This is a genomic window from Streptomyces sp. NPDC096311, assembly GCF_044763085.1.
In the GTDB taxonomy this organism is placed as follows: domain Bacteria; phylum Actinomycetota; class Actinomycetes; order Streptomycetales; family Streptomycetaceae; genus Streptomyces.
The window spans coordinates 121,914-139,896 of the sequence record NZ_JBIWFN010000011.1 but is presented as its reverse complement, the minus strand read 5'-3'; the positions used below and the strand labels follow the sequence as shown (position 1 = coordinate 139,896).

Annotated in this window: 20 protein-coding genes; 9 read left to right on the top strand and 11 right to left on the bottom strand. The window is 70.6% G+C overall.

The window, feature by feature from the left end; all coding sequences use genetic code 11:
- Positions 1–3: 3 nt before the first annotated feature.
- From ACIRA5_RS27465 to argC, 4 genes are read right to left on the bottom strand one after another with little or no spacing between them, the layout of a single operon-like run.
- Complete coding sequence (locus ACIRA5_RS27465) at positions 4–1,209, bottom strand: acetylornithine transaminase (RefSeq protein ID WP_403694740.1); 1,206 nt, start codon at positions 1,207–1,209, stop codon at positions 4–6.
- On the bottom strand, positions 1,206–2,126 hold the full coding sequence (argB, locus tag ACIRA5_RS27460) for an acetylglutamate kinase (RefSeq protein WP_095855722.1): 921 nt from the start codon (positions 2,124–2,126) through the stop codon (positions 1,206–1,208). Before argB ends, ACIRA5_RS27465 begins: the two co-directional genes overlap by 4 nt.
- Positions 2,123–3,274, bottom strand: a complete 1,152-nt coding sequence (gene argJ / locus ACIRA5_RS27455) for a bifunctional glutamate N-acetyltransferase/amino-acid acetyltransferase ArgJ (protein ID WP_403694739.1) — start codon at positions 3,272–3,274, stop codon at positions 2,123–2,125. The genes argB and argJ overlap by 4 nt, the downstream gene beginning before the upstream one ends.
- The gene (gene argC, locus ACIRA5_RS27450) at positions 3,271–4,299 is read right to left on the bottom strand and encodes an N-acetyl-gamma-glutamyl-phosphate reductase (RefSeq protein ID WP_403694736.1); all 1,029 of its coding nucleotides are present in this window, start codon (positions 4,297–4,299) and stop codon (positions 3,271–3,273) included. The genes argJ and argC overlap by 4 nt, the downstream gene beginning before the upstream one ends.
- 93 nt (positions 4,300–4,392) lie before the next feature.
- On the opposite strand from argC, the gene ACIRA5_RS27445 reads away from it, so the two are divergent.
- Positions 4,393–5,136, top strand: a complete 744-nt coding sequence (locus ACIRA5_RS27445) for a VOC family protein (protein ID WP_403694733.1) — start codon at positions 4,393–4,395, stop codon at positions 5,134–5,136.
- A gap of 196 nt (positions 5,137–5,332) precedes the next feature.
- On the opposite strand, the gene ACIRA5_RS27440 is transcribed toward ACIRA5_RS27445, so the two are convergent.
- A complete protein-coding gene (locus ACIRA5_RS27440; protein WP_403694731.1) occupies positions 5,333–5,761 on the bottom strand; it encodes a DUF5997 family protein in 429 nt (142 codons plus the stop codon).
- 57 nt (positions 5,762–5,818) lie between these two features.
- On the opposite strand from ACIRA5_RS27440, the gene ACIRA5_RS27435 reads away from it, so the two are divergent.
- The 3 genes from ACIRA5_RS27435 (at position 5,819) to ACIRA5_RS27425 (ending at position 7,583) form a co-directional block, all read left to right on the top strand.
- On the top strand, positions 5,819–6,616 hold the full coding sequence (locus tag ACIRA5_RS27435) for a LysR family substrate-binding domain-containing protein (RefSeq protein ID WP_403694729.1): 798 nt from the start codon (positions 5,819–5,821) through the stop codon (positions 6,614–6,616).
- A gap of 113 nt (positions 6,617–6,729) precedes the next feature.
- The gene (locus ACIRA5_RS27430) at positions 6,730–7,143 is read left to right on the top strand and encodes a MerR family transcriptional regulator (RefSeq protein WP_403694727.1); all 414 of its coding nucleotides are present in this window, start codon (positions 6,730–6,732) and stop codon (positions 7,141–7,143) included.
- On the top strand, positions 7,140–7,583 hold the full coding sequence (locus tag ACIRA5_RS27425) for a carboxymuconolactone decarboxylase family protein (RefSeq protein WP_403694725.1): 444 nt from the start codon (positions 7,140–7,142) through the stop codon (positions 7,581–7,583). Before ACIRA5_RS27430 ends, ACIRA5_RS27425 begins: the two co-directional genes overlap by 4 nt.
- Here ACIRA5_RS27425 and ACIRA5_RS27420 read toward each other — a convergent pair.
- Positions 7,570–10,047: an alpha-L-arabinofuranosidase C-terminal domain-containing protein gene (locus ACIRA5_RS27420; protein ID WP_403694722.1), complete on the bottom strand. Its 2,478-nt coding sequence runs from the start codon at positions 10,045–10,047 to the stop codon at positions 7,570–7,572. The genes ACIRA5_RS27425 and ACIRA5_RS27420 overlap by 14 nt on opposite strands.
- A gap of 154 nt (positions 10,048–10,201) precedes the next feature.
- On the opposite strand from ACIRA5_RS27420, the gene ACIRA5_RS27415 reads away from it, so the two are divergent.
- On the top strand, positions 10,202–10,657 hold the full coding sequence (locus ACIRA5_RS27415; protein WP_403694719.1) for a DUF6314 family protein: 456 nt from the start codon (positions 10,202–10,204) through the stop codon (positions 10,655–10,657).
- Here the strand turns inward: ACIRA5_RS27415 and ACIRA5_RS27410 are convergent.
- The 3 genes from ACIRA5_RS27410 to ACIRA5_RS27400 form a co-directional block, all read right to left on the bottom strand.
- A complete protein-coding gene (locus ACIRA5_RS27410) occupies positions 10,654–11,238 on the bottom strand; it encodes a histidine phosphatase family protein (RefSeq protein WP_403694716.1) in 585 nt (194 codons plus the stop codon). The genes ACIRA5_RS27415 and ACIRA5_RS27410 overlap by 4 nt on opposite strands.
- A gap of 179 nt (positions 11,239–11,417) precedes the next feature.
- The gene (locus tag ACIRA5_RS27405; protein WP_403695153.1) at positions 11,418–11,741 is read right to left on the bottom strand and encodes a carotenoid oxygenase family protein; all 324 of its coding nucleotides are present in this window, start codon (positions 11,739–11,741) and stop codon (positions 11,418–11,420) included.
- Between the two features lie 46 nt (positions 11,742–11,787).
- Positions 11,788–13,224, bottom strand: a complete 1,437-nt coding sequence (locus ACIRA5_RS27400) for a PLP-dependent aminotransferase family protein (RefSeq protein ID WP_403694715.1) — start codon at positions 13,222–13,224, stop codon at positions 11,788–11,790.
- On the opposite strand from ACIRA5_RS27400, the gene ACIRA5_RS27395 reads away from it, so the two are divergent.
- Both ACIRA5_RS27395 and ACIRA5_RS27390 read left to right on the top strand, forming a co-directional pair.
- Positions 13,223–14,161, top strand: coding sequence for a DMT family transporter (locus ACIRA5_RS27395; RefSeq protein WP_403694712.1), 939 nt, complete (start codon positions 13,223–13,225; stop codon positions 14,159–14,161). The two genes, ACIRA5_RS27400 and ACIRA5_RS27395, sit on opposite strands and share 2 nt — an antisense overlap.
- A 44-nt stretch (positions 14,162–14,205) precedes the next feature.
- Complete coding sequence (locus ACIRA5_RS27390) at positions 14,206–14,397, top strand: DUF1918 domain-containing protein (RefSeq protein WP_067365648.1); 192 nt, start codon at positions 14,206–14,208, stop codon at positions 14,395–14,397.
- A gap of 70 nt (positions 14,398–14,467) precedes the next feature.
- On the opposite strand, the gene ACIRA5_RS27385 is transcribed toward ACIRA5_RS27390, so the two are convergent.
- Positions 14,468–15,814, bottom strand: coding sequence for a glycoside hydrolase family 10 protein (locus ACIRA5_RS27385; protein ID WP_403694709.1), 1,347 nt, complete (start codon positions 15,812–15,814; stop codon positions 14,468–14,470).
- Between the two features lie 181 nt (positions 15,815–15,995).
- On the opposite strand from ACIRA5_RS27385, the gene ACIRA5_RS27380 reads away from it, so the two are divergent.
- Positions 15,996–16,868 carry a 3-hydroxybutyryl-CoA dehydrogenase gene (locus tag ACIRA5_RS27380; RefSeq protein ID WP_403694706.1) on the top strand — a complete coding sequence of 291 codons (873 nt, stop codon included), beginning with the start codon at positions 15,996–15,998 and terminating at the stop codon, positions 16,866–16,868.
- Between the two features lie 225 nt (positions 16,869–17,093).
- Entirely contained in the window at positions 17,094–17,351 is a 258-nt protein-coding gene (locus ACIRA5_RS27375; protein WP_403694704.1) for a hypothetical protein, read from the top strand.
- Here the strand turns inward: ACIRA5_RS27375 and ACIRA5_RS27370 are convergent.
- Positions 17,348–17,923, bottom strand: a complete 576-nt coding sequence (locus ACIRA5_RS27370; RefSeq protein ID WP_067365642.1) for an NUDIX hydrolase — start codon at positions 17,921–17,923, stop codon at positions 17,348–17,350. The genes ACIRA5_RS27375 and ACIRA5_RS27370 overlap by 4 nt on opposite strands.
- Between the last annotated feature and the right edge of the window lie 60 nt (positions 17,924–17,983).

Here is a 17,983-nt window from a genome sequence, read left to right as displayed (position 1 = left end):
GTCTCATTCTTTGGCTCGTCCGTCCCCGTTGGCTACCGCGTCGAGGACACCGGGAAGGGCCTGGAGGAACGCGTCCACCTCGTCGTCGCTCAGGTTCAGCGGGGGCATCAGCCGTACGACATCGGGGGCGGGCGCGTTGACCAGGAGACCGGCGTCCTGAGCCGCCTGCTGCACCTGGGGCGCGAGCGGCTCGGTGAGCACGATACCCAGGAGCAGGCCCGCACCCCGGACATGGTCGATCAACGGGTTACCGAGTGACTCGATTCCGCCCCGCAGTTTCTCGCTCGCGGCCTTCACGTTCTCGAGGAGCCCCTCGGACGCGATCGTGTCGAGGACGGCGAGTCCTGCGGCGCAGACGACCGGGTTGCCGCCGAAGGTCGAACCGTGGTGGCCGGGCTTCAGCAGCTCGGCGGCCCGGCCGAAGGCGACGGTCGCGCCGAGCGGGAGTCCGCCGCCGAGACCCTTCGCGAGGGTGACGACGTCCGGCAGGACACCTTCGTGGTCCTGGTAGGCGAACCAGGGTCCGGTGCGGCCGATGCCGGTCTGCACCTCGTCGAGGACGAGGAGGCTGCCGGTGGCGGCGGTGATCGCGCGGGCCGCCTTGAGGTAGCCGGGCGGGGGTACGACCACGCCGTTCTCGCCCTGGACCGGCTCGATGATCACCAGGGCGGTGTCCTCGGTGACCGCCGCGGCCAGCGCCTGCGCGTCCCCGTAGGGCACGTGCGTGACGTCACCGGGCAGCGGCAGGAACGGCTCCTGCTTGCCGGGCTGGCCGGTGAGCGCGAGGGCACCCATGGTGCGGCCGTGGAAACCGCCGTGGGTCGCCACCATGTGGCCCCGGCCGGTGAGCCGGCCGATCTTGAAGGCGCCCTCGTTGGCCTCGGCGCCCGAGTTGCAGAAGTAGACCCGGCCCTCGCGCCCGAAGAGCTGGAGCAGCCGTTCGGCGAGCGCGACGGGCGGCTCGGCGACGAAGAGGTTGGAGACATGGCCGAGGGAGGCGATCTGCCGGCTCACGGCCTCGACGATCGCCGGGTGGGCGTGGCCGAGCGCGTTGACCGCGATACCGCCGACGAAGTCGAGGTACTCCTTGCCGTCGGCGTCCCACAGCCGGGTGCCCTCGCCGCGGACGAGCGGCAGCCGCGGGGTGCCGTAGTTGTCCATGAGCGCGCCCTGCCACCGCTGGGTGAGCTCCGCGTTGGTCCCGGTCATTCGGCGTCCCCCTGTTCATCGGGGCGTGCGTCCGGCACGACCATCGTGCCGATCCCCTCGTCGGTGAAGATCTCCAGCAGGATCGAGTGCTGGACCCGGCCGTCGATGACGCGAGCCGTGGTGACGCCGTTGCGCACGGCGTGCAGACAGCCCTCCATCTTCGGCACCATGCCGCTGGCCAGCTCGGGCAGCAGCTTCTCCAGTTCGGAGGCGGTCAGGCGGCTGATCACCTCGTCGCTGTCGGGCCAGTCCTCGTAGAGGCCCTCGACGTCCGTGAGGACCATGAGGGTTTCGGCGCCCAGTGCCGCAGCGAGAGCCGCAGCCGCCGTATCAGCATTGACGTTGTAGACATGTCCGTCGTCCTGGCTCCGGGCGATCGAGGAGACGACCGGGATCCGGCCGTCGGCGAGCAGTGCCTCGATCGCGCCCGTGTCGATCGCGGTGATCTCACCCACCCGCCCGATGTCGACCAACTCCCCGTCGATCTCGGGCTGGTGCTTGGTGGCGGTGATGGTGTGCGCGTCCTCGCCGGTCATGCCGACGGCGAGCGGCCCGTGCTGGTTGAGCAGTCCGACCAGCTCACGCTGCACCTGACCGGCCAGGACCATGCGTACGACGTCCATGGCGTCCTCGGTGGTGACGCGCAGGCCCGCCTTGAACTCGCTGATGATGCCGTGCCGGTCGAGGGCGGCGCTGATCTGCGGGCCGCCGCCGTGCACGACGACGGGCTTGAGGCCGGCCTGCCGCAGGAACACCACGTCCTGGGCGAAGGCGGCCTTCAGCTCCTCGTTCACCATGGCGTTTCCGCCGAACTTGATGACGACCGTCTTGCCGTTGTGGCGGGTCAGCCACGGGAGTGCCTCGATGAGGATCCGGGCCTTGGGCAGTGCGGTGTGCTTCCGCGTCACATTGCTCATGACGCGTAGGCGCTGTTCTCGTGGACGTAGTCCGCGGTGAGGTCGTTGGTCCAGATCGTGGCGGCCTGGGAGCCCGCGGCGAGGTCGGCGACGATGTGGACCTCGCGGTAGCGCATGTCGACGAGCTCGCGGTCCTCGCCGACGCCGCCGTTCTTGCAGACCCAGACGCCGTTGATGGCGACGTTGAGCTGGTCGGGCTCGAAGGCGGCGGCGGTCGTGCCGATCGCGGACAGCACGCGTCCCCAGTTGGGGTCCTCGCCGTGGATCGCGCACTTGAGGAGGTTGTTGCGGGCGATGGAGCGGCCCACCTCGACGGCGTCGTCCTCGCTCGCGGCGTTCACGACCTCGATCTTGATGTCCTTGCTGGCGCCCTCGGCGTCCCGGATGAGCTGCTGCCCGAGATCGTCGCAGACCGCGCGTACGGCCTCGGCGAACTCCGCGTACTGCGGGGTGACCTCGCAGGCGCCGGAGGCGAGCAGCAGCACGGTGTCGTTGGTCGACATGCAGCCGTCGGAGTCGACGCGGTCGAAGGTGGTGCGGGTGGCGGCGCGCAGCGCCTTGTCGAGGGTCTCGGAGTCGAGGTCCGCGTCCGTCGTCAGCACGACGAGCATGGTGGCGAGGCCGGGGGCGAGCATGCCCGCGCCCTTGGCCATGCCGCCGACGGTCCAGCCGTCGCCCGTGTGCACCGCGGTCTTGTGCACGGTGTCGGTGGTCTTGATGGCGATGGCGGCCTTCTCGCCGCCGTGCGCGGAGAGCTGGGCGGCGGCTGTCTCGACCCCGGGCAGCAGCTTGTCCATCGGCAGGAGTACGCCGATGAGCCCGGTCGACGCGACGGCGACCTCGCCCGCGTTGACATCGAGGACCGCGGCGACCTTCTCGGCGGTCGCGTGCGTGTCCTGGAAGCCCTTGGGGCCCGTGCAGGCGTTGGCACCGCCGGAATTGAGGATCACGGCGGAGACCTGACCGCCCTTGAGGACCTGCTCGGACCAGAGGACCGGCGCGGCCTTCACGCGGTTGGAGGTGAAGACGCCCGCGGCGGCGAGGCGGGGCCCGTTGTTGACCACGAGGGCCAGGTCCGGGTTGCCGTTCTCCTTGATGCCTGCTGCGATGCCGGAGGCGGTGAAGCCCTTGGCGGCGGTGACGCTCACGGTGCGACTCCGATCGTGGAAAGACCCGTTTCCTCGGGAAGCCCGAGGGCGATGTTCATGCTCTGCACAGCCCCGCCGGCCGTGCCCTTGGTCAGGTTGTCGATGGCGCTGATCGCGATGATGCGGTGCGTCGCTTCGTCGTACGCGACCTGGACCTGAACGGCGTTGGAACCGTAGACGGACGCGGTGGCGGGCCACTGCCCCTCGGGCAGCAGGTGGACGAAGGGTTCGTCGGCGAACGCCTTCTCGTAGGCGGCGCGCAGGGACTCGCCGGTGACCCCTTCACGCGCCTTCGCGCTGCACGTGGCGAGGATGCCCCGGGGCATCGGCGCGAGGGTGGGTGTGAAGGAGACGGTGACCGGCTCCCCCGCCGCCGCACCGAGGTTCTGGATCATCTCGGGGGTGTGCCGGTGGCCGCCACCGACTCCGTACGGGGACATGGAGCCCATGACCTCGCTGCCGAGCAGATGGGGCTTGGCCGCCTTGCCCGCGCCGGAGGTCCCGGACGCGGCGACGATCACGGCCTCGGGTTCGGCGAGTGCGGCCGCGTACGCCGGGAAGAGGGCGAGGGAGACGGCCGTCGGGTAGCAACCGGGCACCGCGATGCGCTTGGACCCCTCCAGCGCGGCGCGGGCGCCCGGCAGTTCGGGAAGGCCGTAGGGCCAGGTGCCGGCGTGCGCGGAGCCGTAGAACTTCTCCCAGTCCGCCGGGTCCTTGAGCCGGAAGTCGGCGCCCATGTCGACGACGAGGACGTCCGGGCCGAGCTGCTCGGCGACGGCGGCGGACTGCCCGTGGGGCAGCGCGAGGAAGACGACGTCGTGGCCGGCGAGGACGTCCGGGGTGGTCTCCTGGAGGACTCGGTCGGCCAGCGGCAGCAGGTGCGGCTGCAGTGCGCCGAGGCGCTGGCCCGCGTTGGAGTTGCCCGTCAGGGCGCCGATCTCGACCTCGGGGTGCGCCAGGAGCAGACGCAGGGCTTCGCCGCCCGCGTACCCACTCGCTCCCGCCACTGCTGCGCGTACCACCATGGAACCCTCCTCCTAGATGGCATGACTATACGTTTCGCTGCACGTTTATGCAATCCATCCATACGTGAGGAGCGGGCGCATAGGATCGCCGGCATGGCACTGAGACCTGTTCAGGTGAACATAAAGGCTCTTGATGACTCGGCGGTCGGCCGGTTCTGGGCGGAGGCGCTCGGCTGGGGTGTTTCCAGCGAAGGACCCGGCGTGACCAATGTGGAACCCGGCGGCGGCTTCGTCTGGCCGGACCCGGTCGCCGTCTGCATCGACGTCGTCACCGTCCCGGAACCCAAGACGACGACGAAGAACCGTGTGCACCTCGATCTCGCCACCACCTCCGCGGCCCATCAGGCGGAGTTGGTCGCGCGCCTGAGAGCTCTCGGTGCGACGCCCGCCCACGTGGGCCAGGGCGAAGTGCCGTGGACGGTCCTCGCCGACCCGGAGGGCGACGAGTTCTGCGTACTGGAGCCCCGGGAGATCTACCGGGACACCGGGCCGATCGCCGCGGTGGTGGTCGACTGCGTGGATCCGCGGGCCATGGCCCGGTTCTGGGGTGAGGCGACGGACTGGACCCTGCATGACGTGACCGACGATCATGCGGTGCTGCGCTCCGCCAAGGGGGTCGGCCCGTATCTCGAGTTCCTCCGCACGCCCGGCGTGAAGACCGTGCCGGACCGCGTCCATCTTGACCTGCTGCCCTACCCCGGTGACGACAAAGCAGTGGAGGTGGCCCGGCTGCTGGCCCTCGGCGCCACCGACCTCGACCTCGGCCAGGGCGATGTCCCGTGGACGTGCCTGACCGACCCGGAGGGCCACGAGTTCTGCGTCCTCGGCCGGTCCTGACAGGGAGCCTCGACGACTCGGCAGGATCGGGGGCAGGGCCGCCGGCCGGGAGGAACGATCGGCCGGCACCCGAGGGGTCGCCACCCAGGCGGCCGGATCCACCGCGGAGCGGGGTGCGGACGGACGACGCCTTCGGGTCGGTGGCGGGACAGTGAGCGGATGGTGGCGCCGGGCCGCGGACGCGCGAGAGGCGGGGTCAGGAGCGGGAGGTGCGGGGCTGAGCGGCGCGCTCCGTGTTCCGCTCAGCGTGCTGCTCCGCGCGCTTCTCCTTGATGCGGACCTCTTCCTTGCGGACCTCGGCCTGAGTGGTGCGCTCCCGGCGCAGCCATCCCGGGTCCTCCTGCTTCAGGGCGTCGATCTGCTCCGTGGTGAGCGCCTCGGTGACCCCGCCGCGGGCGAGCCCGGCGATGGAGATGCCCAGCCGCGCGGCGACCACGGGCCGGGGGTGCGGGCCGTTGCGTCGCAGCTCCTGGAGCCACGCGGGCGGATCGGCCTGCAGGGCGTTCAGCTCGGCGCGCGAGACGACGCCCTCCTGGAACTCGGCGGGGGTGGCCTCGAGGTACACACCCAGCTTCTTCGCCGCGGTGGCGGGCTTCATGGTCTGGGTGGTCTGGTGCGACGTCATGCGTCAAGGGTATCGAGCGTGTGCGCGACCTCCGACCACGACCGATAGCCTGGCGAGGTGACAGGCTCGAAAGTACCCCCTTCGTTCCGGCTCGCCTATGTCCCGGGAGTGACGCCCACGAAGTGGGTGCGGATCTGGAACGAGCGGCTGCCCGACATCCCCCTCACGCTCGTCGCGGTCTCCACCGACGAGGCGTTCGACGTGCTGCGGGGCCGCGGCGCCGACGCCGGATTCGTCCGGCTGCCAGTCGACCGGGAGGACCTCAGCGCGATCCCCCTCTACACCGAGACGACGGTGGTCGTGGTCCCCAAGGACCACATCGTGGCGGCGGTCGACGAGGTGACCTCCGAGGATCTCGCCGACGAGATCGTGCTGCACCCCCTCGACGACACGCTCGACTGGGAGCGTCCGCCGGGGCAGCCCGCGTTCGAGCGTCCCGCCACCACGGCGGACGCCGTCGAACTCGTGGCGGCGGGCATCGGGCTCCTCGTCGTCCCCCAGTCACTCGCCCGCCTGCACCACCGCAAAGACCTCACCTACCGGCCGGTCACCGACGCCCCGGAGTCACGCGTCGCGCTGTCCTGGCCACAGGACGCGACCACCGACCTGGTCGAGGACTTCATCGGGATCGTCCGCGGCCGGACCGTCAACAGCTCACGGGGACGCGCCCAGGCCCCGGCGGCGCCCGCGGCCCCGACGAAGGCCAAGCGTCCCGAGACGGGCGGCGGCGCACGGCGCAAGCCCGCCGCGGGCAAGTCGTCCGGCAAGTCGACGACCGGCCGCAACCCCCGCGGCGGCGGTTCCGGAGGCGCCAAGGGCGGCGCCAAGCGGGGCAAGCCTCGCCGCCGTTCCTGACCTGGGCCGAAACGCGGTCGGCCCCTCTCCAGGATTGCCCGGCGGATGAAGCCCAGGATCGCCTGACAGATGAAGCTTGACCTGGAGCACACTCCAGGTTCTACGGTTTCTCCATGACCAGCGAACAGCCCCTCCCGCAGGAGCCGACGCTCACGATCGCCCAGGTCGTCGAGCGCACCGGACTCTCGCACGACACGCTGCGGTACTACGAGAAGGCCGGCCTGATCCAACGGGTCGGCCGGACCACCGGGAACCAGCGGCGCTACGAGGCGGCCGACCTGGCCTGGCTGGAGTTCCTCATCCGGCTGCGCGAGACGGGCATGTCGATCGCGGACATGCAGCGGTTCGCCGAGTTGCGGGCGCGCGGCGACGCCACGGTTCCCGACCGACTCGCGATGCTCCGGGAGCACCGCGCCGACCTCGCGGACCGTATCCGGGCGCTGCGCCGCAACGCGGCCTCCCTCGACGACAAGATCGACCACTACGAACGGCTGCTCGACCAGCCGGGATCGGACGACCTCTCATGACGCTCACGAACACCGCCACCACACGCGAGGAGCGCTTCGAGCACGGCCTGGAGGTCCTCAAGCGCGTCGACGGCGAGGCGGGACAGCGCGTCGTCGACGCGCTCGGCGACATCAATCCCGAACTCGGCCACCAGATCGTCTCCTGGGCTTTCGGCGACATCTACGACCGGCCCGGACTGGCCCCGCGCGACCGCCAGTTGGTGACGCTCGGCATGCTCACCGCGCTCGGCGGCTGTGAGATCCAGTTGGAGGTGCACGTCAACGCGGCCCTCAACGTGGGTCTTTCCCCGGACGAGATCGTGGAGTCGCTGCTGCACTCGGCCGTCTACTGCGGCATACCGAAGGCGATGAACGCGAGCCTGGTCGCGAAGAGGGTCTTCGCCGAGCGTGGGCTGCTGCCCGCCGGACAGCAGCCCACGCCTCCGGCTACCGCTGCCTGATCCGCAGGAAGGTCACGGAGTTCGCCGGGAAGGTGTAGGTGAACTTGTCCGCGACGCCGTCGAAGGTGGACTTCACGGGGGCGACCGCGGTCACCGTCTGCGAGTTCACCGCCTCCGGCGCGGCCTGGAGGGTGGTGACGGCGGCCTTGCGGCCCGCCTTCGCCCCGCCCAGATCGATCGCGGTACGGGCGTCCGCCGCCTGCGCGTTGACGACCTTGACGATCAGATCGCCGGTCCGCGCGTCCCGCGTGACGACCTGACGGAACGGCTCCGCGGGCTTGTCGTCCTTGAAGCTCCCCCACTCCTGGCCGTCCAGGTAGAGGGTCACCTGCCGGCCACGGACCTTGATGTCGACGTCGTACGCCTTGCCCGTCTCGATCGTGCCGGGCTTGGAGATCAGGGTCGACTTGCCGCCGTCCACGGCCTGTTCGACCGCGCTGGTGGTGTTGTTCCAGCCGCCGAGGTTCCACCAGTAGTAGGTGCCGGTGTCCTTGACGCCGAAGGCGACGAGGAAGCCCTCCTTGCCGGATTTCTTGGTGGCCTTCACGTGCAGGTCGTAGTCGTGCCAGGCCGGGTCGCCCGCCGACACCATGGTGTTCTCGGCGCCCACGTCGGTCTGCACGTACTGGCCGTCCTGCAGGCTCCAGCTCCCGCCGCCCGTGTGGGTCCACCGGGAGGCGTCACCGCTGAAGTCGTCGCTGAGCAGCGTGGTGCCGTCGGCGCCGGTCACCTTCACATCGTCGTACGCCGCCGTGGTCGCCCAGGTCGACAGGCCGACGGCGCCGGAGATTGGCGCGCTCAGCGAGGGCGTGGTGGTGGCCGTCGACGGCACCACCCGGTCCCCGACGTTGTTCATGAACAGCTTCTGCACCTCGTAGTCGGCCGAGCCCCACGAGGCGTGGTTGTTGAACCAGATCATGTCGGGCCGCCACTGCACGTAGTCCTCGTTGGCGAGCAGCGGGGCGTACGAGGCGAGCTTGACGACGTCCGCGTTGCGCTCCAGACCGGTCATGTACGCGGCCTCGGCGAGGGCGTTCTTGAAGGTGTTGCCACCGGAGGCGTACTCGCCGAGGAAGACCTTGGGGCCGTTCCTGTCGTAGGAGTCGTAGCGGTCGTTGTTCTGCAGGAACCACTGGGTGCTGTTGTAGTAGTGCTCGTCGACCATGTCGACGTTCGCTTCCCTGTTGAGCTTCCAGGCGGTGTCGAAAGTGGTGCCGGAGTCGTCGGGTCCGGCGTTCGAGATCACCTTGATGTTCGGGTACTTGGCCTGGACGGCGGCCCGGAACTGCTTGAAGCGGGCGAAGAACTCGTCGGGGAGGTTCTCCTCGTTGCCGACTTCGAGGTGGGTGAGGTGGAAGGGCTTCGGGTGGCCCATCGCCGCCCGCTTCCTGCCCCATTCGCTGGTCACCGGCCCGTTGGCGAACTCGATGAGATCGAGGGTGTCCTGGATGTGGCGCTTGAGGAGCGCGTCGTCGTCGGTGGCCTTGTTCTGGCCGCAGCCGGTGACGAGCGCGGGCACCACGGGCAGCGGCATCGCACCGATGTCCTCGGCGAACTGGAAGTACTCGTAGTAGCCGAGCCCGTAACTCTGGTTGTAGCCCCAGAAGTTGGAGTTGGTGGCGCGCTGCTCGACCGGGCCGATGGTGTCCTTCCACTGGTACGAGCGCTGGCGCTGGTAGCCCGAGGCCTCGTCGTAGCCCTGCATGCTGCCGGTGTTGACCAGGCAGCCGCCGGGGAAGCGCACGAAGCCGGGGTGCAGGGCGGCGATCTTCTCGGCGAGGTCCTTGCGCAGGCCGTGGCCCTTGTACGTGTCCCGGGGGATCAGCGAGATCATGTCGAGCGCGACGGGAGCTTCGGCGGCGACGGTGAGGCTCCCGGTGGTGCTGTCGCGGGTGGCGGTGAACCTGGCGCGGTACTTGGCCCAGCCGCCGCGCGCGGTGACCTGCCGGGCCTCGGCGAGCGCGCCGTCGGCGTCGTGCAGGGTCACGGTGAGCGGCGTCCTCGCGTCCGCGCGGGCCCAGACCGAGAAGTCGTACGTCTTGCCGCTCTCGACCCTGATCCCGGTGTTGTAACCGGAGTTGGTGACGGACGAGCCTGCGCCCAGGGCGAGGTAGGTGCGGTTGCGGGCGTTCAGGCGCCCGTCGTCGTCCACGGCCGTCGCGGTGCCCGTGGTGGCCCAGGAGGTGAGCGGCGTATAGGACCTGTTGTCGGCAGTGCTGTACTCGAACGACCGGTTCTGTACGAGCTCCGCGTACAGTCCGCCGTCCGCGGCGCGGTTGATGTCCTCGAAGAAGACGCCGTACATGGAGTCGTCGATCTTTGCGCCCGAGCCCTTCGGGTCGACGGTGATCGCGTAGTCGGTGACGTCGGCGGCGGCGTGGGCGGGCCCGGGAACGACGGATGAGGCCACCAGGAGTGCGGTGGCCGTGAGTCCGAGTCTCCAACGGGTGCGGGTGCGTGACATGGATGCTCCGCGGCTCTGTGGTGTTGAGTTGTTCGAGGTCTTGATTTGTTCGAAATTTCGGACAACGATCAATACTTCGAACGGCAAGATAGGGAGGGGGCCAGAGCGCGTCAATGGGTCGCGCAGCATCGCATGGGACGGAGAGCGGAACGGTATGGGCGAGTTCTGGCCAGTGACGGACGTGCTCGCCCACCTGGGCGGGAGCTGGCGGGTGGAGCGCTCGGTGCGGGATCTCGTGAGCGGTGCGGAGGGGCGGTTCACGGGGACGACGGTTTTCGGCCCGCTGGAGGGACCGGGAGCCCCGCACGGACTTCTGCACCAGGAATCCGGCACGTTCGTGTGGCAGGGCACGCCCCGGCCCGCCGAACGCACGCTGCGGTTCCTGCCGGGGCCGAGCCCGGCGGCAGCCCTCGTCCAGTTCTCCGACGGCCGCCCCTTCCACGACCTGGACCTGAGCACCGGCCGGTACGTCGCCGACCACCCGTGCGCGGCTGACCTCTACCGGGGCGAGTTCACGGTGCGGGACGAGAACCACTGGCGCACGGTGTGGCGGGTGGGCGGCCCCGCCAAGGACCTGGTCCTCACCACCGACTACACACGGCTGCCCTAGGCGTGCTGCGGCACGCCTTCCAGGCGCAGGTTCCAGCGGCCGTTGACGCCGGTGAGGGTGATCGTCGACAGGGGGCGGACGTCGATGTTCCAGTACGTCGAGGGCTGGGCCTTGAGCGCGTAGACGAGCGCGGCCCGCACCACCGAGGGTTCGGCCACCGCGACGATCCGGCTGCCGTCGTCCGCCGGGCGGGTGTCGAGCCAGCCGCCGACGCGGGAGATGAAGGACGTCAGGGACTCGCCGCCGTGCGGGGCGGAGCGCGGATCGGCGAGCCAGGCGTCGACCGCCGACGGCTCGCGGGCCATCGCCTCCCCCAGCGTGAAGCCGCGCCAGCGGCCCATGTCGCAGTCGCGCAGCGCGGGCTGCGCCAGCGGCGCGTACCCGAGGGCGTCGCCGGTGGCGCGGCTGCGCGGGGTCGGCGAGCAGTAGCGCAGCTCGGCCGCCGCCAGTGGCATCAGTTCCTGGGCGGCGCGCTGCACTTCGTCCCAGCCGGCCTGGTCCAGCGGCCGGTCGTCCTCGAAGCGTTCGGCCAGCAGCGAGGTGCTGCGAGCGGCGGCGACGAAAGTGACCCGAAGATGCATGCGGCGATCGTGGAGCGCGGGACTCCGCAGGTCAAGAGGCGTTACGCAAGGTATACGCAGGCTTGGCGGAATGTGCTTGCCGAAGCGGACCCATCGGAGGGACGGGGCCGGGCCCCGGGGGATCCCCCCAGGGGCCACTGGCGGTCAGCCGGCCGAGGTGCCGAGGCCGGGGTCGGGGATCAGGAGCCGTGGATGCCGCCGGTGACCCGGCGCGGGAGGTGGCCCGTCGCGGTCCGGTCGAGGCCTGAGGCCTCCAGGACCAGGAGCGGGGAGGCGTCCTGCTCGAGGTCGGAGACGACGGTGGGCAGGTAGCCGTCGTCCTCTCGGATGACACCGGCGGCGGGGACGAACACGGCCTCGCTGAGCAGGCGGGCGTCGCCGGCCCGGTGGACGCGGCAGGCGCCGCTGGTGCGGCCGTACTTGACGATGCCGTAACCGCCGTAGCCCTCCTGGTCGGGGAAGGAGACCGCGTACCGGTAGCGATGCTCGGCGCCGACGCGGATGCGCCGGACACACTCCTGGGTGCCGGCGCGTCCGCGTCGGCGCCAGTCACCGCAGAACCCCGTCGCACGCCGCCCTCAGCCGTCGTACCCCCTCCGTGATCTCCCCCGTCCCCCCGACCGCCGCGAAACTCAACCGGAGGTGCCCCGCAGGGGGCTCCGCGCTGAAGTAGGGGCGGCCGGGCGCGACGGCCACGCCCTCGCGGAGGGCCGCAAAGACCAGGGCGGACTCGTCGGTGCCGTCGGGCAGGCGGAGCCAGAGGTGGTAGCCGCCGGAGGGGATGTGGGGCAGGGCGAGTTCGGGGAGCGTGAGCCGGAGCGCGGTCGTCATCGTGTCGCGGCGGTTCCTCAACTCGGCGGACACGGCCCGCAGATGACGGGGCCAGGCGGGCGAGCCGACCAGTTCGAGCGCGGCCTCCTGAAGGGGACGCGGCACGAAGAAGGTGTCCACGACCTGGATGGCACGCAGTCGATCGAGGACCGGACCCCGCGCGGCCAACGCACTGACCCGGAAGCTCGGAGAGGTCGCCTTGGTCAGGGAGGAGACGTGCACGACGACCCCGTCGGGGTCCTCCGCGGCCAGCGGACGCGGCAGCGGCCCCGCGTCCTCGTGCACCAGTCGTCGTACGAAGTCGTCCTCGATGACGAACGCGCCCGCCTCGCGCGCGATCCGCACCACCTCGGCGCGCCGCTCGGGGGCGAGCACGGCGCCGGTCGGGTTCTGGAACAGCGGCTGGCAGACGAACACCCGGGCGCCGGTCGCCCTGAAGGCGTCGGCGAGCAGGTCCGGTTTCACCCCGTCCGCGTCGACCGGTACGGGTACCGGCCGCAGGCCCGCCGCGCGGGCGATCGCCAGCATGCCCGGGTAGGTGGGCGACTCGACCAGGACCGGTGCCCCCGGCGGGGCGAGTGCCCTGAGCGCGGTGGTCAGCGCGGACTGGCCGCCGGCCGTGACGAGCACCTCCGCGGCGGTGATCGCACCGCCGATCCCTCGCGCGAACCACTCACGCAGCTCCGTCAGCCCCTCCATCGGCGGCCGCGACCAGGCGCCGGGACGCCGGCCCGCCCGCGACAGGGCCGCCCCCATGGCCCGCTCGGGCTGGAGCGAGGGGTGCAGATAGCCGCCGTTGAACTCGACGACGCCGGGCGGCGGGGCGGCGAGCGAGGCGAGGACCCCGGAGGCATCCACCGTGCGCGGGACGAGTTCCGTCGCGGCGTCCGCGCTCAGCGTGACCTCCTGCCAGGAGGTGTCCCCGGCGGGCGCGGCGGCCGTACGCGGGTGCGCGCGGAACGCTCCGGCGCCCGGCCGGGTCACCACCAGCCCCTCGGCGGCGAGCTGAGCCAGTGCCCGCGACACCGTCACCGGGCTGACCCGGAACCGCTCGACGAGTGCCCGGCTCGATGGCAGCTTTCCACCGGGTGAGTAGCGGTTCAGCTCCCGTCGCAGCTGATTCGCCAGATCTCCGACACTGCTACGCTCTTGCATGAGAGCACAGAGTAGCGCTATCGACCAGATCGGGATAGCGGTCAGCACGCCCAGGACACCCGTTCAGGGGCCCCCGGCGGACCGCCGTTCCGGCACCCTCCAGGCCGCGCTCGGCGTCACGGCCTTCTCCCTCACCTTCCCCGCCACCGCCTGGGGTCTGGAGGGCTTCGGCCCCTGGTCGCTGGTGGCCGTGCGCAGCGTTCTCGCCGCCGTCATCGCGGGCAGCTGCCTGCTGGCGCTGCGCGTGCCCGTACCGGCCCGCCGGCACTGGGCGGGGCTCGCCGTGGTGGCCGCCGGTGTCGTGCTCGGTTTCCCCCTGCTGACGACGCTCGCGCTGCAGACGTCCACCACCGCCCACGCGGCCGTGGTCGTCGGGCTGCTGCCGCTGACGACCGCGCTGCTGTCGGCGCTGCGGACCGGCGCGCGGCCCTCACGGATGTTCTGGGGTGCCGCCCTCGCGGGCGCGGCCGCGGTGATCGCGTTCACCGTGCAGCAGAGCGGTGGGGCGCTGAGCAGCGCGGACGCCTATCTCTTCGGGGCGCTGCTGATCTGCGCCGCCGGCTATACGGAGGGCGGCCGGCTCGCCCGGATCATGCCGGGGTGGCAGGTCATCGGCTGGGCGCTGGTCCTGTGTGTGCCGCTGTCGGTGCCCGGCGCGCTGGTGGCGCTCTCGTACGAGCCGGTCCATCTGTCGGCGCACAGTGTGGCGGGGCTGCTGTGGGTGGCCGCCGGATCGCAGTTCCTGGGTCTGGTCGTCTGGTACCGCGGGATGGCGGCGATCGGAATTCCCAAGGCCAGCCAGTTGCAGCTGGCGCAGCCGCTGCTCACACTGGTGTGGTCGGTACTGCTCCTCGGCGAGCAGCTCACACCGGCCGCGCCGTTGACAGCCGCGGCCGTGCTGATCTGCATCGCGCTCACCCAGCGAGCGCGGGGCTGAGCCCCAGGACCGTTACTCCCGCAGATGACGAGGAGACCCTTCAGATGCATGCAGACGTGGGCGACAAGCTCGTGCAGCACGGCAGGGTTGTCGGACAGCACGACAAGGTCGCGGAGATCACCGAAGTAATAGGAACGGAGGGCACGCCCCCGTACCGCGTGCGCTTCACGGACGGGCACGAGGCGGTCTGCTCACCGGGCCCCGACTCGGAAATCCGTCACAAGGACCCGCTGTAGACATTCGGGCACGAGGACCCGTTGCAGACCTGCGGGCACGAGGACCCGCTGCAGACATGCGGGCAGAGATTCAGCGCGCGGGTCGCGCCGGCTGCTGGTAGTGGTCGGTCACGACCCGCGCCATCGCTCCGACGCGGTCGCCGTCGACCTCCTTGGCGGAGAAGAAGACGTGTCCACGCACTTGGGTGTGTGCGCGCGCGAAGGTGAGGTGCCGGGAGAGTTCGGCCGGGTCCTGCCAGGCGGCGGGCTGCGCGGGGTCACCGGCCTTGTAGAGCGCTTCCCCGATGTACAGCTGCACGCCCGTGCCCTGGGTGACCGCCGCCCACCAGGGCACGAGCCTCGCGTAGTCGGCGGCGGCGAAGCCGAGGTTCCAGTAGACCTGCGGGACGACGTAGTCGATCCATCGCTCGCGGACCCATTTCCTGGTGTCGGCGTACAGATCGTCGTACGTCTGCACGGCGGCCCGGGTGTCCGAGCCCCGCGGGTCGGTCGCACTGTTGCGCCACACCCCGAACGGACTGATCCCGAAGCGGGTACCGGGCCGGATCAGCGGGATGCGGCCGGCCGTCTCCCGCACCAGTCTGTCGATGTTGTCGCGCCGCCAGGCGGCCCGGTCCGCGAAGCCCGTGCCGTGCGCCCGGTACGCGGCGTCGTCGTCGAAGACCTGGCCCTCGGCCGGGTAGGGGTAGAAGTAGTCGTCCCAGTGCACGGCGTCGATCGCGTACGACCGCACCGCGTCGAGCATCGCGTCCTGGACGAAGGCGCGGACCTCGGGCAGCCCGGGGTTGTAGTAGAGCCTGCCGCCATAGGGGACGACCCAGTCGGGGTGCTTGCGGGCCGGGTGGGTCGCCACGAGTCTGCCGGGGTCGGAGTGGTTGGCGACGCGGTACGGGTTGAACCAGGCGTGCAGTTCGAGGCCGCGCGCGTGGGCCTCCCGCACCGCCGTGCCGAGCGGGTCCCAGCCGGGGTGCCTGCCCTGGACGCCGGTGAGGTACTGCGACCACGGCTCGTACGACGAGGGCCAGAACGCGTCGGCCGTGGGGCGGACCTGGAAGAACACGGCGTTCAGGCGGCGGTCGACCGCCCTGTCGAGGTGGGCGAGGAGTTCGGCGCGCTGCCGGGCGACGGACAGACCGGCCCGCGAGGGCCAGTCGCGGTTGATGACGGTCGACAGCCACATGCCCCGCAGCTCGGAGGCCGTCCGTGACCGACCGGGCCCCCGGGTTCCCCCGGAACGGGGTACGGCAGCCGAGTCCCCCGCCGAACCGAGACCCGGGTCCGCCGTCGTGACGGGACCTGGCTCCCCCTCCGTGACGAGGCCCGGCTCCCCCGTCGTGACGAGACCGGTCAGCGTCGCCATCGCCGCCACGGTGAACGCCCGCCGTGACCCCCGCCCCGTCCCCGCCGTCCGTCCCATCGCACCCCACTCCTTCACGCTCCGGATCCGTCCGACCACGGATCGTATCCTCGGCCAGCATGCCCCACCCGGGTGATCGATCATCGATACTTCGGAGTAACGTGCACGTGACGTGCACGATCGGAGCAGGCACCGAACAACGGGGGCCCTGCGACAGCCGTAGATCAGCGAAGGGGACGATGTGACGGACACTGCGGGAGACATCACACGCGTCGGAGTGGTGGGCTGCGGCCAGATGGGAGCGGGCATCGCCGAGGTCTGCGCTCGCGCGGGTCTCGACGTCAAGGTCGCCGAGACCACCGGTGAGGCCCTTGAGATCGGCCGTACCCGGCTGTTCAACTCCCTCGCCAAGGCCGCCGAGCGCGGAAAGATCTCCGCGGACGAGCTCACCGCCACCCAGGAGCGGCTCAGCTTCACCACCGACCTCGGCGAGTTCGCCGACCGCGATCTGGTGATCGAGGCGGTCGTCGAGAACGAGCAGGTGAAGACCGAGATCTTCCAGGTGCTCGACCAGGTGGTGACCCGGCAGGACGCGATCCTCGCCTCCAACACCTCCTCCATCCCGCTGGTGCGCCTCGCGGTCGCCACCTCGCGCCCCGACCAGGTCGTCGGCATCCACTTCTTCAACCCGGCTCCGGTGCAGCAGCTCGTCGAGCTGATCCCGGCGCTCACCACCTCCGAGGGCACCCTCAGCCGGGCTCAGCTGTTCGCCGAGAAGGCCCTCGGCAAGCATGCGATCCGCGCCCAGGACCGCTCCGGGTTCGTCGTCAACGCGCTGCTGATCCCGTATCTGCTCTCCGCGATCCGGATGTTCGAGTCGGGCATCGCCAGCCGCGAGGACATCGACAACGGCATGGAGCTGGGCTGCGCCCACCCGATGGGCCCGCTCAAGCTCTCCGACCTGATCGGCCTGGACACGGTGGCCTCGGTCGCCTATTCGATGTACGAGGAGTACAAGGAGCCGCTGTACGCCGCTCCCCCGCTGCTCCAGCGCATGGTGGACGCGGGCCGGCTCGGCCGGAAGTCCGGCTCGGGCTTCTACACCTACGCCTGATCACGTACGGTCGCGCCCTTTCGCACCGTCACCTGATTACGTACGGTGAAACTCAGGCACGCGCGGGCCCGGCACCCCTTTCGGTGCCGGGCCCGCGCCATTCACACGCCGTGTGCGCGCCGGGCTCGCATATGCCCCTCGCACACGCTCCCCACGCGTCCACCAGGCGAGTTGACTTTCCGTGCGCATCCAAGGGATGTGACGACTACGGAAAGGAGCGGACCCGTGACCGCCGACCCGGAGCATCCCGTGGTCCAAGGAGAACTCGCGGAGTTACGCCGTCGCCTCGACGTGGCATACGCACGCGTCGAGGGAGGGCACGCCCTGCTCAGTCACCGCGCCGAACAGACCGCCAAGGAGCTCGACGACCTGAGCGCACGGGTCGTCGCCCTGGAACACACCCGCTGGCCACTGCCCGCGATCGCGGCCCTCACGGCCGTGGGCGCACTCGCCGTGGCGGTCTGGCAGGCTCTCGGGCGCTAACGCTCAGGACGCCGTGGGGGGATGGATCGGGGCAACGCGTCCTGCCCGAGCCTGAGGTGATGCAGGAGGAGTAGCGCGGCAGCCATATTGGCGGCCGGGACCTCGCCGCGGGCGACCATGTCGGGAACGAGCTTGAGGGGAACCCATTCCCGACGGTCGGACTCGAAGTCGTCCACGGGGTGTCCGATGTACGCGCCTTCGTCGGCCCAGAAGATGTGGTGCCGGGCGTCGGTGAGCCCGTTGGAGGGCTCGACGCTCATCAGATGGCGCAAGGGTCCCGGTCGCCAGCCGGTCTCCTCCTCGAGTTCGCGGGCCGCCGCCACGGCGATGTCCTCGCCGTCCTCGACGACACCCGCCGCGAGTTCCCAGCCCCAGCTGTCGGTGATGAAGCGGTGCCGCCACAGGAGCAGCACCTCATTGGCCTCGTTCACCACCGTGGCCACGGCCACGGGACGCAGCCGTATCAAGAAGTGATCGAGGTGCCGACCGTCCGGCAGCTCGACATCTGCGAGATTGACGCTGAACCAGCGGTTTGCGTACACAGTTTGTTCGTTCTGTTTCGTCCACTGCACGGTTCTGCCACCTTCCGCCGAGTAGATGGCAATATCGCAGCAGGAGCGTCCTGACAGCAG

Coding starts and splice junctions, on each gene's coding strand:
- ACIRA5_RS27465 (WP_403694740.1), bottom strand. CDS start 1,209: ATGACCGGGACCAACGCGGAGCTCACCCAGCGGTGGCAGGGCGCGCTC.
- argB (WP_095855722.1), bottom strand. CDS start 2,126: ATGAGCAATGTGACGCGGAAGCACACCGCACTGCCCAAGGCCCGGATC.
- argC (WP_403694736.1), bottom strand. CDS start 4,299: ATGGTGGTACGCGCAGCAGTGGCGGGAGCGAGTGGGTACGCGGGCGGC.
- ACIRA5_RS27445 (WP_403694733.1), top strand. CDS start 4,393: ATGGCACTGAGACCTGTTCAGGTGAACATAAAGGCTCTTGATGACTCG.
- ACIRA5_RS27440 (WP_403694731.1), bottom strand. CDS start 5,761: ATGACGTCGCACCAGACCACCCAGACCATGAAGCCCGCCACCGCGGCG.
- ACIRA5_RS27430 (WP_403694727.1), top strand. CDS start 6,730: ATGACCAGCGAACAGCCCCTCCCGCAGGAGCCGACGCTCACGATCGCC.
- ACIRA5_RS27425 (WP_403694725.1), top strand. CDS start 7,140: ATGACGCTCACGAACACCGCCACCACACGCGAGGAGCGCTTCGAGCAC.
- ACIRA5_RS27420 (WP_403694722.1), bottom strand. CDS start 10,047: ATGTCACGCACCCGCACCCGTTGGAGACTCGGACTCACGGCCACCGCA.
- ACIRA5_RS27415 (WP_403694719.1), top strand. CDS start 10,202: ATGGGCGAGTTCTGGCCAGTGACGGACGTGCTCGCCCACCTGGGCGGG.
- ACIRA5_RS27410 (WP_403694716.1), bottom strand. CDS start 11,238: ATGCATCTTCGGGTCACTTTCGTCGCCGCCGCTCGCAGCACCTCGCTG.
- ACIRA5_RS27395 (WP_403694712.1), top strand. CDS start 13,223: ATGAGAGCACAGAGTAGCGCTATCGACCAGATCGGGATAGCGGTCAGC.
- ACIRA5_RS27400 (WP_403694715.1), bottom strand. CDS start 13,224: ATGCAAGAGCGTAGCAGTGTCGGAGATCTGGCGAATCAGCTGCGACGG.
- ACIRA5_RS27390 (WP_067365648.1), top strand. CDS start 14,206: ATGCATGCAGACGTGGGCGACAAGCTCGTGCAGCACGGCAGGGTTGTC.
- ACIRA5_RS27385 (WP_403694709.1), bottom strand. CDS start 15,814: ATGGGACGGACGGCGGGGACGGGGCGGGGGTCACGGCGGGCGTTCACC.